Source organism: Mesorhizobium sp. CA6 (genome assembly GCF_020165035.1).
In the GTDB taxonomy this organism is placed as follows: Bacteria; Pseudomonadota; Alphaproteobacteria; order Rhizobiales; family Rhizobiaceae; genus Mesorhizobium.
On record NZ_JAIUHI010000009.1, the window covers coordinates 264,388 to 279,622 of the forward strand.

The window sequence follows — 15,235 nt, forward strand, 5'->3', positions numbered from 1 at the left end:
CGGCAACGACGTTACTGCCGAGGTCGGGGTAGGAACCAATCCGAGCGGCCTGACAAGCCCGGTTAACCCGACGACTCCCAAGGTGGCCAGCGCTGTCTCTGGCTTGTCTGGCACTCAATTGGCTCGGATGAAAAAGCGTTGTGTCGATGTGCTGGGCAGTCAGGACAGCTACGATCGGGACCTGCGCCAACTGTGCCTGATGATATCGCGCCGATAGTCTGGCCTGCAGGACGGAAGTGTGAACAGGCAGGAGGCCCGTTGTGACACTCTCCTTCCTCCAGCCGGTTGGAAGTCCGCTGCAGCTAAGCGGCGGGCTTTTCGCCATACGCACTTCGTTCTGATGACATCGTGAGCGCAAGCGAGTGGCTTCGCGGTCGATCGGCGCCGCTGATTGCGCCCGGAGAATTCTGACGAAAAGGGAACCCCCGGCATCAGGCGCCCCTGGCCGCATCCTCGATCAATCTCGCCAGCAAATGGCGGAATCTTTGGTCGGACTTATCCCCGATGCTTCCTATATCTTCCGCCACCCTGCCGGGTGCACAAACCGACGCCTCCCCACTTATCGAAACGCTGACCTTGAACGCCCTTGCGTGGTTTTTCTCCACTGTTCCATTCCCGGAAATTCGGAATTCAACAGACGGCGCAATGGCGCTATCCTCGGGGCGTGGGATGGGGTCTATATCGATGGTCACCTCTCCTGCCACGTCTGCCTTGGCCGCCTCCAACGACGCGACGACGACCTCCAATAGCCAATCTCTGGCTTGGGCGCCGAAGTCCACCTTTGGAGCATTCCCATCCGCGCTCTCGTCCTGCCGATGGTGAGCTTTCTTGCCCCGCTCAAGGGCCTCTTTGAACTTGGACATTTCTGGCCGCCTCCGACCGCTCAGCGCATGAGGGATACGGCAGATCGGCCGCAGCTCTCCAATCTAAAGAACGCACACAATCCTCGGATGTTGCGCCTCGACGAAATTAGTGCTTTGCCCACGCATATCTGATGGCGCTCTACGGGCTCGCTTACTGGGTGCATAGCTGGACCGCCGTTCTGATGGCTTTTCGCAAGCGCAGGTGATCGGCATCGAAGGGGCGGAGGTCTTAAATGTCATTGGCCCGCGTGGCTTCTCGCCTTGGCGTCCAAGGTGGGTGAACTGAGCGGCAAGTTAAGCGACTTCGCACTACGCTACCTTTCGAACAGCAGCCCTGAATGGATGATCGATGGTGAAGACGTCCGGCTGGATTCCTCGCTCGATCTGGGTCCACGTGACAGGATGGGCAATAGGAAAGCCGGGCCGCGCTCGTGGCGAGAACGTACCGACTGCAGTATTGCCGCGCCCGTTGCGAAGGTAGTCGAGGAAGATGCGACCCCGTCGGGCTGCTGGATCGGCTGACAAGAGGTAACGGTCCGGCTTGGCATCGATGAGGCACTGAGCGAGCGATTTGGCCAGTTGCCGCGCCGTGTCGTGGGTCACACCCGAAGCCAGCGGAGCCGTCAGGTGAATGCCTTTGCCTCCGGTGACCTTCGGCCAACTCCGCAACCCAGCCGCTTGCATGATTTCACGTAGCGACAGCGCCGCCTCGATCACCGCATCCCATGGCACGCCTTCGCCAGGATCGAGGTCGAGCACGAGCTGGTCAGCATGCTCGATATCGCCAACCGTAGCGTTCCAGGGATGTAGCTCAACAGCGTCCATTTCGACCAACCCAAGCAGCCCGTCGAGATCATCTACCCAGACCCGAACACCTTCGCCGCCCTCGCGCTTCTGAACGCGTATCTGGTGCACCGGTCCTGGTATCGGAGGCAGCGGTCCCTTGTGATAGAAGGTGGCCCCGTGCGCATGACGTACCAGCTTCAGTGGTCTTCGTCCCAGATGGATCAGCGCTCGGTCGGCCACCCGCCGCCAGTAGCCCACAAGCTCTTCCCTGGAAGGTGAAACTGCATCGGGTAGCAGCTGGAGAATGTTCTCGCGCGGAACGCCATGTTGGCCCTCCAACCTGCGCTTGGAGGGCGACGGCGGCTTCGCCGGGATCACCTGGAGATCCTCGCGCAATCCCTTGAACACCGCCTCGCGCAAGATGCCCCGGTCTGTGACGCCACTGAATTGCACCTCCGCCAGCACCTCCGGCCGGACCCACGTTGCCTTGGGCTTTTTGATCGGCTCTGAGAGAGGTGATTTGCTGATGATGAGCGGATCGAGTCGCTCGCGAACTCGCCGGGCTGCCTCCAGCGTATAGCCGCTTTGCGCTTTTCCAGCATAAAGCAGCCGCTCGCCCTCCCATCTGCCGATATACAGGGAAGCAATGCGGCGCGGCTGCGCGCCAAGCTTTTCGACGAAAGCCACAATCGGGAACGTGTCGCTCTTGACGCACTTCACCTTGAGCCAGCTCGTTTGGACACCGGAACGGTAGGGAGAGTCAGCCCGCTTTGAGACCACCCCCTCCAGGCCCATGCGGCAGGCATGGTCGAACACGTCCTCGCCGCTAATGTCCAGGTGTTCGACAAAGGTCAGCGTTGGAGCCGTTTCCTGCAGGAGCCTGTGCAGCACGGCTTTCCGCTCGATCAGCGGCTGCTGTCGAAGGTCTCGGCCGTTGAGGTACAAAAGATCGAACGCAAAGAACATGAGCTTCGGCGAGCTCGGGTTTGCCAGCTCCCGCTCGAGAGCCTGGAAATCCGGTAAGCCAGTCTTGCCGAGGACGACCGCTTCGCCATCGAGGATTGCGGATTTGACCGATAGGTTCGCCGCCATCTGGACGATCCGTTTGTATCGATGCGACCAGTCATAGCCGCGACGCGTGAAGGCACGTGCCGCGCCGCCTTCAACGATAAGCTCGGTCCGGTAGCCATCGTATTTGATTTCGTGCAGCCAGTCCGTGTCGGCAGGAGCGTTCTCGACCAGCGTCGGTGATTGGAATTCGATGAAGGCGAGGTGACCGGTCGATTTGCGCATGCTCTCGAACTCCTGGACCGGGATTCAAACCGGGCCGGAGCAATCGGTTCCGAAGAGTTTAGCAAAATTGAATATGATCGCGGCCGCCGGCGCTGTCGGCTGCTATTTCTGAAGCTCTTCGAAACTTTGTAGGCGATGATCGAGCGCTGAGCCTCATTCGCTCAACGGCCAATCCAGCTATGACCCGCCAAAAGGGCTCGACCACCGAGGACCGAACCGTGAAAGGCGCGCCTGACCTTGAGTCTGCTGACTGCGGGCTTGGGGGCCGAAAATCGAAGGTTCCGAGTACTTCAGCCCCGGTCACCCCACCTTTCATTGGCGCGCATCCAGCAATATTTTGTACATATTTTGTATATCTATATTGACGCACTGGCGACCCTCAACGTAGCGTTGAAGGGCTGGGGCCGAACCCCCTGCGCGCAACTCAATCTCACGGGAGGACTGCACGATGAAATTTCGAGCCAGATCGGCCGCCATTGGCCTGGCCTGCATCGCCTATGCCGCGATTGTTGGATCTGTGCTGCCGGCCACGGCGGAAACGACAAAGGAACGCGTCTTGAGAGGGGGCAGGATCGTGATCGGCATCCACAACCGCGCGCCATGGGGCTACAAGAAGGAAGAAACCGGCGAGTTGCTCGGCTGGCATCCGGACCTGCTCAGAGCAGCGTTCGCCGACCTCGGCGTCAAGCAGATCGACTTCCAGGTCACCGAGTTCGGCGCGTTGATTCCTGGCTTGATGGCCGGGCGTTTCGATGCCGTGGCGTCCGGCTTGTCGATAACGCCGCCGCGGTGCCAGCAGGTCGCCTTCGGCGCTCCCGACCTGAGGCAGGACGATGCAGCGATCGTACTCGCCGGCAATCCCAAGGCGATCCATAGCTATGCGGATCTTGCCAAAAAATCCGATACCATCATGGGCGGCGGCCGCGGCAGCAACGTCATCCAGAACGCCATCGCCGAGGGCGTCCCTGCCGATCGCATCCTGCAGTTTCCCGACATCGAGACCAACATCGCGGCACTGCGCGCCGGCCGCATCGACGCCGCGGTGTTTTCTTCCCCGACGGTCATCGGGCTGCTGGCCGGCAAAAAGAGCCCCGATCTGGAGCGCGCCAACCCATTCACGACCGACGAGAAGTCGATCAGCTACGTCGCGATCGCGTTCAGGAAGGATGATGGTGACCTGCGCGACCTCTACAATCAGGGGCTGGCCAAGGTCATGTCGAACGGCACGATTGCCACCATCATGGCGAAGTACGGATTCGGCCCCACGGAAAACGTGCGGCCAGGATTGACGACCTCGCAGTTGTGCGGAGCCGCCAACTGACCGGATTGGCAACGGGAAGCCGCCCAGCAATCAACAGGACCTGGCGGCGCCGCGCGAGCCCGGGCGGCGCCTTCGCCCGCACGCCCTCGCATCACTGCCGCTCAGGATCGCTGGATGGCACGATGTCTTCGGGGATTTCCTGCCGCAAGCTCGGCCCCTTGGCCAGCCGCCTGCCAAGCGCGGAAACGAAAGCTTCATAGCGCTCGCTTGCCTTGGCGCGCGCTGCTTGGGCCATCGGCTCAGGCAAGGCCGGAGTGGTGGCAAGCCAGAAGCGGATGAAGACCGCGAGGGTTTCAACCGAGATGCCGACGTCGCGCTCCAACCGCGCGATCCGGCGATCGATCCGGTCGAGACGTTTGGAGATAGCCGCCTCGCGTTGCGCGTCGGCATCCGGAGAAAGGAAGGAGGCGATCGCCGCCTCAGCAACGAGCGACTGCGAGCGATCGCGCCGGGCGGCATAATCGACCAGCAAGGCCATCACGGCAGGGTCGAGATAGACGGAAATCTGGACCTTCTTCGTTCGTGCTGTCATGACCTTCACAGCTCCATGCCGTCGTCAGGGTCGAGCGCGATCTGGCGCGCCACGCCCCGGACAAGGCGAGCCATCCGGCTGCTGCTCGATGCGAGATTATCCGTCTCGTCAGGCGCTTCGATCTCGAATTCGTTGACGGGCGGCAGCTCCGCCGCAGCCGGGAGAAGAGGATCGAGCTCGGGCTGACGTCGCAATTCGGACTCGGTCGATTCCTCCTGAACTTTCGCCAGGGCAGTTGCGGCTGTCGTCCCGGGTGGCGGGAGCGGCAACGGAAGCGCCGTCCAATCGTCAGGCTCCGGCTCGGCTCGAGCCGTGACAGCCGGTGGCGGCAGAATGCGCTCCCGCAACCGCGGGTCTTCGAAATAGCGCGCCTTCTTCGCCCGGATCGGCGGCGTGCCGGCCAGCATGACGATCTCGTCGCCTGCCGGCAGTTGCATGATCTCGCCGGGCGTCAGCAATGGTCGCGCCGTCTCCGAGCGCGACACCATGAGATGACCGAGCCAGGGCGAGAGACGGTGACCGGCATAGTTCTTCATCGCCTTCAGCTCGGTCGCGGTGCCCAGGGCATCGGAGACACGCTTGGCGGTGCGCTCGTCATTGGTCGCGAAGCTGACCCGTACATGACAGTTGTCCAAAATAGAATTGTTTGGGCCGTAGGCCTTCTCGATCTGGTTGAGCGACTGCGCGATCAGGAAGCTTTTCAATCCATAGCCGGCCATGAAAGCGAGCGCGGATTCGAAGAAGTCGAGTCGTCCCAGCGCCGGGAACTCGTCCAGCATCAGAAGCAATCGATGGCGATCTGTCCTGGCCTGCAGATCCTCGGTCAGACGGCGGCCGATCTGGTTGAGAATGAGACGGATCAGCGGCTTGGTACGGCTGATGTCGGAGGGTGGAACAACGAGATAGAGCGTCGCCGGACGAGGATCGGCGACCAGGTCGGCGATGCGCCAGCCGCATGCGCGCGTCACCTCCGCCACCACCGGATCGCGATAGAGCCCAAGGAAGGACATCGCGGTCGAGAGCACGCCGGAGCGTTCGTTGTCCGACTTGTTCAACAACTCACGGGCCGCGCTGGCGATGACTGGATGCGGACCGCCCTCCCCCAGATGCTGCGTCGTCATCATCGAGGCCAACGTCGATTCGATCGGCCGCTTCGGATCGGACAGGAATGCCGCGACGCCGGCAAGCGTCTTGTCCGGTCCGGCATAGAGCACATGCAGGATCGCGCCGACCAGGAGCGCGTGGCTCGTCTTTTCCCAATGGTTGCGCCGTTCAAGCGAGCCTTCGGGGTCAACCAGGATGTCGGCGATGTTTTGCACGTCACGGACTTCCCATTCACCGCGGCGAACCTCGAGCAAAGGGTTGTATGCGTCCGACCTCGCATTGGTCGGATCAAACAGCAGCACCCGGCCGTGGCGGGCGCGGAAGCCGGCGGTCAGATCCCAGTTCTCGCCCTTGATGTCATGGACGATCGCCGAGCCAGGCCAGGTCAGCAGCGACGGCACAACAAGCCCGACACCCTTTCCCGAACGCGTCGGCGCAAAGCAAAGCACATGCTCAGGCCCGTCGTGGCGCAGATAGTGAGTTCCATAGCGCCCCAGCACCACGCCGTCGGGGGCAAGCAGGCCTGCCGCCTGCACCTCGCTCCTTTCGGCCCAGCGCGCGGAGCCATAGGTCGCGACCTTCGTCGCCTCGCGAGCACGCCACAGCGACATGCCGATCGCTACGGCGATCGCGATGAAGCCGCCCGAGGCGGCAATCAGACCGCCGCGCGCGAAGATGGCCGGTGCGTAGGCGTCGTAGAAATACCACCACCAGAAGATGGCGGGCGGATAATAGACTGGCATGCCGTCAATGACGAACCAAGGCGTTCCCAACCGTTCCTGGTAGCCCAGCTGCCAGGCCGACCATTGCGTCGAGGCCCAGATCGTGAGGAGCACGATCAGGAAGACAACGACGATCTGTCCCCAAAGGACTTTCGTTCCCGACATTCGCTTCTCCTTGTGCCGAGAGGTCAGCAAGGTTGGCGCGAGATTCAACAGCGGGCTCACGCCGATCGCGTCGTGTCGTAATGTCGGCAAGGAAGACAGGGAATCGGGAAGCCCAAGAGCCCGGGGCGCGAGCGAGGGCGCCGTCCTCTTGGACTGCGCATTTGATTAGCAGACGCCATACGCGAACGCGTATATATGATTTATATACGCATTTGCGTATACGGCACATCTATACGCGATCAGGTATATTGCAAAACCATACGCGATCGCGTATATATAAGCTCCAGGAGACTATCATGACCGACCAGATCGCTCGCAACGAAAAGCAACTCGGCGCCATTCTGCGTCGCGCCCGCAGGCAAGCCGATCTCACGCAAGAGATGCTTGGCAGCCAAATCCATCTGCGTCAGGCCACCGTGTCTCGCCTTGAAGCCGGCGAGCCGGCAGTGCAGCTCAGTACGTTGATGGCTGCGCTCTCCGCCCTCGACCTTGAACTCGTCGTTCGCCCGCGCAGCAAAAGCAGCGCGACCGAGATCGCGGACCTGTTCTGATGGCGCGGCGGCCGGCTCACACGCCGCTAAATGTCTTCGTGAACGGTCGGCTGGTGGGCGTGCTGCGCAGGCAATCCACCGGCGCCGTGGACTTTCAATATGCCCGCGAATGGCTGGACTGGCACGGTACCTTCCCTGTCTCGCTTTCGCTTCCCTTGCGGGAGGACCGCTATATCGGCGCGCCTGTAGTCAACGTCTTCGACAACCTGCTTCCCGACAATGACGCCATCCGCAAGCGGATTGCCGAACGTGTCGGCGCAGATGGCACCGACGCCTACAGCATGCTTGCCGCCCTCGGCCATGACTGCGTCGGCGCATTGCAATTCCTGCCTGATGGCGTCGATCCCGGCAGCCCTGGTAGCAGCGAAGGCAAGCCGGTCAGCAAAAAGGAGATTGCCGGGATAATCGCAAACCTCGCTGTCGCCCCGCTTGGCCTCGGCGAGGATGAGGATTTCCGCATCTCGATCGCCGGCGCCCAGGAAAAGACGGCGCTGCTACGCAAGGACGGACGCTGGTACAAGCCGGTCGGCACGGCGGCGACCACCCACATCCTGAAACCGCAGATCGGCAGGTTGCCGAACGGCATCGATCTCTCCAACAGCGTTGAGAACGAATATCTGTGCCTTAAGCTGATCGACGCGTTCGGCGTTCCCGCCGCCAGAACTGAGATCGCCGACTTCGGGGAGCGCCGTACGCTGATCGTCGAGCGGTTCGACCGGTTGTGGGCCAGGGATGGCCGTCTCATGCGCCTACCACAGGAGGATATGTGTCAAGCACTGTCGGTCCCGCCAACACGCAAGTACCAGTCAGAGGGCGGTCCCGGCATGCCGTCGATTATCGAGCTTCTTAAGGGCAGTGACAGGCCCGAAGACGACATCTCTCTGTTTTTGCGTGCTTGCATAATATTCTGGCTCATTGGCGCGACCGACGGTCACGCGAAGAACTTCAGCATTTTTCTCGGGCCCGGCGGGCGGTTTCGGATGACGCCGCTCTATGACGTGCTGACCGCGCAGCCCAGCCTTGATGCTGGACAGATCCCCCGCAAGAAATTCAAGCTGGCGATGTCTGCCGGCAAGAGCCGGCATTATTCCATACATGAAATTGTGCCCCGCCATTTCATGCAGACCGCCGAGGTTTCCGGCGTGGGGAGATCCCTGATGCGCAAGATTTTCGAAGACATCTCCGCAAACGCCGAGAGGCGGATCGAGGCCGTGATTTCGTCGTTGCCACGTCACTTTCCCGCGCAGCTCGTCGAGTCGGTCAGGTCGGCGATAATCAGGCGCGCGGCAATCCTCGGCGAGATACACTGATCAAGCTCAGTGGGCGGCCGCACAAGCATTCAGGGTCACCCAACCTTGACATTTGATATCGAGATCCCCTGCTGCGCAGCTAAAACTGCCCTTTCTCGGTACACCGGATCGTATCTTCCCAAATCTCTTGGCGCAGCTTCGCCCCCTTTCGCCAGGCTGTCCCGCGCGGTGACGAAGGCCTCTTATGGTTCGCCGATCCCTCGCGCGGCTCGGGCGTGCAGGCACATAAGTGACGGGCAGGCCGGCGCGACCGACCAGCGAGGCCCGAGGTGCCGCCGAACGCCAAGTCTCCATGCCGCGATTGTGTCGGCGTCCAAGTCGTCAGCACCACGGCTCAGGAAAACCGTGAGATCTGCTCCCAAAGGATTCTCGCGGCGGACATGGCAGGATCATTCGTTCAACTGCTAGAGACCTAGCCCGCGCTTGCGGGCAAAGCTCCAATCGGCGCCTCCGTCGCCGCGAACAACACCGGAGACGTGATTGCCGAGATGGCGTTCCAACGAAGGCGTCCAGGGCACGAGTTTGAAGCCGAGACCGTCATCGATCATCGCGAAACGGCCGGACGCAAGCGCAAAGCGCTGGCTGTAGGTACCGGACACGGACTCGCCAGGTGCGGCACGGTTGAACGAACGGCCGGTCTGGGCCGCGATCCTGCCGCCCAGCGCGTCGAGTTCCCTTCGACGCAGCGTGTCGATCAAGTTGCCAGCAAAGACGGTCCCGCCCGGCCGCCGCTCCGCCAGCCCCAGTCCGACCAGGTGCTCGGCGCGCCGATCGAGCGCCTGGCGCACCTCAGCGCCGAAGCCGCCGTCGGAAAGAGCCGCCGCAGGACGGGCAAGCGCCTGGCGGTCGAGCCAGGTCGCCCCGTCCGCAACGACCTGTCTGTCGATATCGAGATCGGAGCGCACGGCAAGCGCCAGCCGCCGGCGGCCCTGAGCATCCTCGAATTTGCGCAGTTCAACGACTGAGCCCGGCGCGCCGTCGCCCGCCGCCTCGAGATCGGCGAGCCGGACGTGATGACAACGTCCGTCGACGCCATCAATGACCGCATAGGCCGTGCCCTTGAGTTCGTCATCCAGTCCGCGCTCGATCAGACGGCCGACAATCGTCTCGTCGATGGTCTCAGCGGCCAGCACATAGCTGGCGCTCGCGCGTTCGATATCGTGGACCGAGAATGCGCGATGCATGCGTTTGACGATGTCGCCGCGCTCACCCATCGCGCGCAGCGTCGCCTCGGCTCTGTCGCTGAGGATCCATTGGCCAGGACCAAGCTGCTCGGCGAGGCCGAGCGTTTCCAGCCTGCGCAGCCGCCCGATCTTTGGCGCCATGAATTCATCAGGCTGGCGATCCGCATGTGGCGCGAGATCTATGACACCGTTGTCGCGCGCGTCGCGGAGCAACTGGCGGTCGAGCCCGGTCCACCGCTCGGCCTCGACCTGCCGCTCGACGTGCCGGCGGATCTCAAGATCCGACCGGGGGCCGAGCTCCTGCGTGACGAGGTCACTGGCGCGATCGCGCATGCCACGGCTGATATAGTCGCGCGAGATGACCAGGTCCTGGCCGTCGTCGGCCCGGCCGCGCAGGATGACGTGGACATGGGGATTGTCGGTGTTCCAATGGTCCACCGCGACCCAGTCGAGCGACGTGCCGAGATCCTCCTGCATCCGACCCATGAGATCACGGGTGAAGGATTTCAGGTCGGCCATCTCGGCGGCATCCTCGGGCGAGACGATGAAGCGGAAATGATGCCGGTCGTCCTTGCAGCGATCGACGAAATCCGCAGTCGACGCATCGTCGACCTCCGGTCCGAACATTCGGGCTTTCGTGTCGTCGCGTGTGACGCCCTCGCGGCGCAAATAATTGAGGTGGGTCGCCAGCGGCGCGCCACGTTTCGAATGGCGGACCACGCGGGTCTTGATCGTGGCGAGGCGGGAGCGGCCGGTGAGGAAGCGATTGGCTTGAACGCTCGCTGCCCTGCCGCGTCCGAACTGCGAGCGCTTGCCTGTCCCGATCCGGCCTGACCGGGACACGCTGCCGCCAGCCTTTTGCGCTGCCGCAAGCGCTTGGGCGATGAAGGGCCGCGACGATTGAGCTCGCGTCGAGCGAATGAGGCCTGGACGGATACGGAACTCGTGCTCATCAGACACGGCGCCCGCCCTCACCTTGCCATAAGTACGGCAAATACAATAATTTGCATGTTCTCAGCACATTGCGCCGAGGCGCCGCAATGTGCGAGAAACGGCAAAAAACCCAATAAATGCAACCAACCGACCGCAGCACAATGTGCGCCCTTTTATCTTGCCATCCCTCGGTTGTTGCCTTGTGCCCTATGCGCCTCAAAGGCCACGACGCCCAAAGAGGCGCCGGGGCGCGATTTGGCGGAGACTTCATCATCGCCGCGATGTCCGGACGTAAGACCCGGTGAACAGTCGGCGCGGCTGCGAACTGGCCGCAAAAAGTTTGCGCACCAACAGTGACGATGAGACCTCGACAGAAGCGTGCTCGCCGGACGAGAGACCGGAATCGGTCAAGGACCCGGACCGCACTATGAACAGCGGCGCGAGGTTCCAAGTGATGGCCTTGGCATGACCGGCGGTGAGCGCGCCGGGCGCATCACCGCCGCGCCACAAAGGGCGAAGCTTCGCAACATAGGCCCGGGTTTCTGCCGGCAGCGGGAGGCCCTTCAAGGAGGCTTCGTAGCGCCCCGGCCCCGCATTGTAGGCGGCCAGGAAGCCCGGTGAACCGTATCGATCATAGAGCTCGCGAAGATAGGCGGTGCCGGCAAGGATGTTGTCGTGCGGATCGTAGGGATCGCTGCCGAGTTGGTGACGAAGACGCAGTTCGGCCCAGGTTGCGGGCATGATCTGCATCAGACCCACTGCACCCTTGCGCGACACGGCGCGTGGGTCGCGGGCGCTCTCGATGTGCATGACTGCCCGTATCCAGAGCTGAGGAATACGGAAGCGATGCGATGCCTCGGCGATATGGGTGGCATATGGATCGTCCGCAGGCATACGTGGCCCCGGGGCGCTCTGTGCGACGGCCTCCGTCATCGCGTGACAAAAAATCAGCATGCCAGCGATAAGCCGACGTGCTTGCCTCCGACCAGTCACCCAGCTGACGGGGCGGCTTTCGTGCGCATATTTCGGCGCCGATGGCGCCCTCATCGAGCACGCTCCGGCCGCCATTTCGGCCGGATCCAGCGCAGCGACCAGGAACCGTCATCGGAGCGGAAGAGACCGGCGCGAAAGCGTCGACCAAACAGCGGATCCTCCAGTCGGCAAGACAGATAGTCACCAGCCGTTTGCCCGGTTTCCTTCCAAGCCGCGCCGACCTCGGGGCCGCTGCCGTCGCCGATGTGAATGCGAAAATCCGGCGCATTGCCGTTGGACGTCCTGATCGGGACAAGCACCAGCGCGACGTCCACGAGCAGTGTTCGAATGCGTCCGGAGTAACCGGATTCCGTTTCATGGAAGACGCCGATTTCGGCCATGGTCTGTCTCCTTCCTTTTGTTGGCTGGGCTGAATTTCAGTTCGCGGGAGCAAGCCAGGTGAAGTGGCCATCGCCCCTCTCGTCGGTCCAAAGCGGCGTTGCGCGCCCAATGATCGAGCTCGCCGGGAACGGGCCGAAGTAGCGGCCGTCGAGACTGTCCTGGACATCCCGGTTCATGACGAAGATTTGGTCGGCGGCGATGATGTGGCAGCCCTGCCAGTCAGGCAGCGCGCGTCCCTTGCGATCGCGCTCCAGTGCGGTGCCCATCGCGATTCCGTCGACCATGATGACGCCAGCAACGCGACAAACTTCCTGTCCAGGAAGCGCTTCGATGTGCTTCAGCATTGGCACGCCGAGCGGAAGGTAACCGCGCTCGGCGGCGAACCGAGCGACGATCTCCGGCGGTTCGATGACGGCGAGCGCGCCGGCCGTTGGAACGGCCATTCTCCGGATCGCATAGAGCCCGAGGGGTGCGCTGGCCGATGCGTTCCATAGCAGCAGCGGCGGCATTTCCACAGCAGCTGGAGCGACGATCGCGGCAACGGCTGCAAGCGTCACGGCCATGCAGGCGGCGCGGCTCATGATGTCGCTCGCTTGCGCAACAGAAAGGCCCGGTGCTGCTCGAGCGAATAGACACGCGGCGTTCCGCCGGCAACCAGTCGGTTGTGGGACTGACGCCAATAGTCAGGGGCGGCATCGACCGGATCGAGGCCGATCGCCTCGATCGCATCGATCAGTTGAAGAACCCGCTCAACCTGGTCCCAGCCTGCGATCTTGAGCAGGATCTCGGCGCCTGGCCGGATGTAAGGCAGCGTCTGATAGGGTTCAGCGGGCAAGACGGCGCGCACGATGTCGATGCGCGAAACGATGGTGCCAAAGTCATTCGCCGCCCAGCGGACGAACGCAAAAACGCTGCCCGGCGCAAATCCCACGACGCGACGCCGCGTGTCGATGATCGTCTGATCGGCAGGGCGTCCGAAGCGGATGCGGTGCTCGATCCGTTTCTCGATCCAGATCAGCTCCACCATCGTGAGGCCGGTGCGCGGCGTCGATTGAGGAGACCGCGTCATGCGTCGCCTCCACCGCGTCGGCCGACAAATCGCGGCTTTTGCTCCCCGCCCCCAGGCTGCGGCTTGTGCGCAAGACTGTTAGATTGAGAGTTAGACTCCAAGTTAAGAGCGCGATTTTTCGTTTCGGGTCCGTTCCTTAAGGCCGATCGCGGTTCCCGAAAGCACGAGGAAGCGGTTCCCGATGGCACGATAGTTCGGGTTCCCGATGGCACGACGCTGTCCACAGGCCTCGGCGCGGGTTCGAAAGCCAACAACACACGGCCGCTGGCTTCGACCTCCGTGAACAGCAGATATCCCGGCAAAGGCTGGCGACGCACGATGTCACGCAGCTCGAAGGCGAAGCGCTTGAGCGGCGAGAGGCTGCCGGATTTCCGATGCAGGTGGCTGATGCCGAAACGCCAGCCGGCGCGCTGGCGCCCGCCATGCTTTCGTACCAGGCGATAGAGCCAACGCTCCAGGCCGCCGGTCAGCCCGAAATAGGCCCGGTCTATCGTCAGGATCAGCGCGTCGTCCATGACGGCGCGATAGAACCAATCTGGCAGGATCAGCTCGACGCCAAGCGGGCGGCCGTTTCGACCCGAGCGCTCCTGCCATTCATTGATCCACGAGAAGCGATGACGCCGGCCCTCGGCGGGTTGGCGGATGGAGGTGACGACGCTTGTCGACTGCAGGCGATCGAGCGCCGCCTTGAGGCGCAGGTAGTCTCGCTTGGAGACCCCGCGGCCGATGAAGGTAAGCATCTCGTATGGCGTCGCGGCCATCAGGCGGGATGTGCGCAATCCGGCGTCCCGCGCGCTGACGATCTGGCTCGCGGCCCAGATCAGGATATCGGCATCCCAGATCGTCGCCATGCCGTGATCGGGCATCGCTTCGACACGGATCGCGACATCGCCGGCGTGAAAGTCGATCGGCGCGATGCGCCTGGATTTGGCGAGGGAGAAGAAGGGATAGGCCATGAGGTCCTGCGCATCGCGAGGCGCGACCACGCCCGGCAGCGCCTGGAACAGGTCGAGCTGTTCGCGCTCCAATGGTGGGCGTAGTCGTGCCGACAAGCGGGAAATCAGCGGGCTCAGCGCCTTTCGCGCCCGGCATAGGGGATCAGGCGGGCGGCCTGAGGCTTGGCGGGCAGCACCGAGCCATGCGGATCGGACGTCGATGTCATCGCGCCGCGCTGAACCCAGAGCTGGAGGTCATCGACGGCGTAGACCACGCGGCCGCCAAGTTTGCGATAGGCAGGCCCGGTGCCGTAGGTGCGATGTTTCTCAAGCGTGCGCGCCGAGAGACTGAGGAAATGCGCGGCTTCAGAAGTGCGCAGGTAGCGCGGCGGCAATGGCGCGGCGTCGGCGTTCATGAGGTTTCTCCTTCCGGCCGTTGCGGTTGAACGGCGATCGATGGCCAGGATGGAGGAGCAAGGGCACGATGATCAGGTGCGCAATTGAGGGGCGCTATTTCGCACCGCTAGGAGGCCTTCGGAAGTGGCGCCGTCGCCTGCAACGACCGGCGCCAGCAGCGCTCAACCATCTTCCAGGCCATCGCGGATCAAGCGACGCATTCGACGACAGGAAGCCTGTCGTGGCGGCCGGCGGCGCGGAGAGCTTGCGCGATCACCGGCAGAAGACGCCCCGCCCGATGCCGGGCGAGGCGTCTACCGATTCACTCGCTATTACGGCGGTTGGGGCGGGACCAGATGAGGCTATGGCCCTCGCCTTCCTCGTCGGCGAAGAGGTTGGCGTAGATCGGAGCGGTGAAGCTCGGGTCGTCCAGCTTGAGTCCGAGATAGTCGCGGCCCTCGTTGGAGCGCTTGGACCAGGCGGCGCCGATCTCGGCCTTGCCGACCACGACACGGTGGCTTGGAGCGTTCTCGCCGCTGGCCCGGGTGTCGGGGACGATGCGCACGCCCTTGGCCTGGACGCTGAGGGTGACGATCTCGCCGGTGAACTCGTTCGCATTGGTCTTCTTGAAGCTGCCGATGGTAGCCATTTTCAGTCTCCGTTCTCGTTTCCGAGCCCGCACCATGCGGCCTCGATG

At 62.9% G+C, this 15,235-nt stretch carries 15 protein-coding genes; 3 read left to right on the forward strand and 12 right to left on the reverse strand.

Going from position 1 to position 15,235, the window contains the following annotated elements; all coding sequences use genetic code 11:
* Positions 1-431 precede the first annotated feature (431 nt).
* Positions 432-863 carry a hypothetical protein gene (locus LB526_RS16315; protein WP_224628461.1) on the reverse strand — a complete coding sequence of 144 codons (432 nt, stop codon included), beginning with the start codon at positions 861-863 and terminating at the stop codon, positions 432-434.
* A 309-nt stretch (positions 864-1,172) separates the two neighbouring features.
* Positions 1,173-2,942: a DNA ligase D gene (gene ligD, locus LB526_RS16320; protein WP_224628463.1), complete on the reverse strand. Its 1,770-nt coding sequence runs from the start codon at positions 2,940-2,942 to the stop codon at positions 1,173-1,175.
* A 448-nt stretch (positions 2,943-3,390) separates the two neighbouring features.
* Between ligD and ehuB the strand changes: the two genes are divergently transcribed.
* On the forward strand, positions 3,391-4,263 hold the full coding sequence (ehuB, locus tag LB526_RS16325; protein ID WP_224628464.1) for an ectoine/hydroxyectoine ABC transporter substrate-binding protein EhuB: 873 nt from the start codon (positions 3,391-3,393) through the stop codon (positions 4,261-4,263).
* 91 nt (positions 4,264-4,354) lie between these two features.
* Here the strand turns inward: ehuB and LB526_RS16330 are convergent, their stop codons facing one another.
* Both LB526_RS16330 and LB526_RS16335 read right to left on the reverse strand, forming a co-directional pair.
* Positions 4,355-4,795 carry a CopG family transcriptional regulator gene (locus LB526_RS16330; protein WP_224628465.1) on the reverse strand — a complete coding sequence of 147 codons (441 nt, stop codon included), beginning with the start codon at positions 4,793-4,795 and terminating at the stop codon, positions 4,355-4,357.
* Between the two features lie 5 nt (positions 4,796-4,800).
* Positions 4,801-6,786, reverse strand: a complete 1,986-nt coding sequence (locus tag LB526_RS16335; protein ID WP_224628466.1) for a conjugal transfer protein TraG — start codon at positions 6,784-6,786, stop codon at positions 4,801-4,803.
* 296 nt (positions 6,787-7,082) lie between these two features.
* Here LB526_RS16335 and LB526_RS16340 point away from each other — a divergent pair, with 296 nt between their 5' ends.
* Complete coding sequence (locus tag LB526_RS16340; protein ID WP_224608055.1) at positions 7,083-7,337, forward strand: helix-turn-helix domain-containing protein; 255 nt, start codon at positions 7,083-7,085, stop codon at positions 7,335-7,337.
* Entirely contained in the window at positions 7,337-8,647 is a 1,311-nt protein-coding gene (locus LB526_RS16345; protein ID WP_224628467.1) for a type II toxin-antitoxin system HipA family toxin, read from the forward strand. Before LB526_RS16340 ends, LB526_RS16345 begins: the two co-directional genes overlap by 1 nt.
* 404 nt (positions 8,648-9,051) lie before the next feature.
* Here LB526_RS16345 and LB526_RS16350 read toward each other — a convergent pair whose 3' ends face one another.
* The 8 genes from LB526_RS16350 to LB526_RS16385 form a co-directional block, all read right to left on the reverse strand.
* The gene (locus LB526_RS16350) at positions 9,052-10,791 is read right to left on the reverse strand and encodes a relaxase/mobilization nuclease domain-containing protein (RefSeq protein WP_224628468.1); all 1,740 of its coding nucleotides are present in this window, start codon (positions 10,789-10,791) and stop codon (positions 9,052-9,054) included.
* A gap of 243 nt (positions 10,792-11,034) precedes the next feature.
* A complete protein-coding gene (locus tag LB526_RS16355; RefSeq protein ID WP_411967656.1) occupies positions 11,035-11,811 on the reverse strand; it encodes a lytic transglycosylase domain-containing protein in 777 nt (258 codons plus the stop codon).
* The gene (locus LB526_RS16360) at positions 11,808-12,137 is read right to left on the reverse strand and encodes a DUF736 domain-containing protein (protein WP_224532297.1); all 330 of its coding nucleotides are present in this window, start codon (positions 12,135-12,137) and stop codon (positions 11,808-11,810) included. The genes LB526_RS16355 and LB526_RS16360 overlap by 4 nt, the downstream gene beginning before the upstream one ends.
* Before the next feature lie 36 nt (positions 12,138-12,173).
* A complete protein-coding gene (locus LB526_RS16365) occupies positions 12,174-12,719 on the reverse strand; it encodes a S26 family signal peptidase (protein ID WP_224628469.1) in 546 nt (181 codons plus the stop codon).
* Entirely contained in the window at positions 12,716-13,207 is a 492-nt protein-coding gene (locus LB526_RS16370; protein WP_224628474.1) for a DUF2840 domain-containing protein, read from the reverse strand. The genes LB526_RS16365 and LB526_RS16370 overlap by 4 nt, the downstream gene beginning before the upstream one ends.
* Positions 13,204-14,259 (reverse strand): replication initiator protein A, encoded by a 1,056-nt coding sequence (locus tag LB526_RS16375; RefSeq protein WP_224628475.1) that lies wholly within the window; start codon positions 14,257-14,259, stop codon positions 13,204-13,206. Before LB526_RS16375 ends, LB526_RS16370 begins: the two co-directional genes overlap by 4 nt.
* A gap of 17 nt (positions 14,260-14,276) precedes the next feature.
* The gene (locus tag LB526_RS16380) at positions 14,277-14,558 is read right to left on the reverse strand and encodes a helix-turn-helix transcriptional regulator (protein WP_041002472.1); all 282 of its coding nucleotides are present in this window, start codon (positions 14,556-14,558) and stop codon (positions 14,277-14,279) included.
* Between the two features lie 302 nt (positions 14,559-14,860).
* Positions 14,861-15,187 (reverse strand): DUF736 domain-containing protein, encoded by a 327-nt coding sequence (locus tag LB526_RS16385; RefSeq protein WP_224560579.1) that lies wholly within the window; start codon positions 15,185-15,187, stop codon positions 14,861-14,863.
* Between the last annotated feature and the right edge of the window lie 48 nt (positions 15,188-15,235).

Coding starts and splice junctions, on each gene's coding strand:
- LB526_RS16315 (WP_224628461.1), bottom strand. CDS start 863: ATGTCCAAGTTCAAAGAGGCCCTTGAGCGGGGCAAGAAAGCTCACCAT.
- ligD (WP_224628463.1), bottom strand. CDS start 2,942: ATGCGCAAATCGACCGGTCACCTCGCCTTCATCGAATTCCAATCACCG.
- ehuB (WP_224628464.1), top strand. CDS start 3,391: ATGAAATTTCGAGCCAGATCGGCCGCCATTGGCCTGGCCTGCATCGCC.
- LB526_RS16330 (WP_224628465.1), bottom strand. CDS start 4,795: ATGACAGCACGAACGAAGAAGGTCCAGATTTCCGTCTATCTCGACCCT.
- LB526_RS16335 (WP_224628466.1), bottom strand. CDS start 6,786: ATGTCGGGAACGAAAGTCCTTTGGGGACAGATCGTCGTTGTCTTCCTG.
- LB526_RS16340 (WP_224608055.1), top strand. CDS start 7,083: ATGACCGACCAGATCGCTCGCAACGAAAAGCAACTCGGCGCCATTCTG.
- LB526_RS16345 (WP_224628467.1), top strand. CDS start 7,337: ATGGCGCGGCGGCCGGCTCACACGCCGCTAAATGTCTTCGTGAACGGT.
- LB526_RS16355 (WP_411967656.1), bottom strand. CDS start 11,811: ATGAGGGCGCCATCGGCGCCGAAATATGCGCACGAAAGCCGCCCCGTC.
- LB526_RS16360 (WP_224532297.1), bottom strand. CDS start 12,137: ATGGCCGAAATCGGCGTCTTCCATGAAACGGAATCCGGTTACTCCGGA.
- LB526_RS16365 (WP_224628469.1), bottom strand. CDS start 12,719: ATGAGCCGCGCCGCCTGCATGGCCGTGACGCTTGCAGCCGTTGCCGCG.
- LB526_RS16370 (WP_224628474.1), bottom strand. CDS start 13,207: ATGACGCGGTCTCCTCAATCGACGCCGCGCACCGGCCTCACGATGGTG.
- LB526_RS16380 (WP_041002472.1), bottom strand. CDS start 14,558: ATGAACGCCGACGCCGCGCCATTGCCGCCGCGCTACCTGCGCACTTCT.
- LB526_RS16385 (WP_224560579.1), bottom strand. CDS start 15,187: ATGGCTACCATCGGCAGCTTCAAGAAGACCAATGCGAACGAGTTCACC.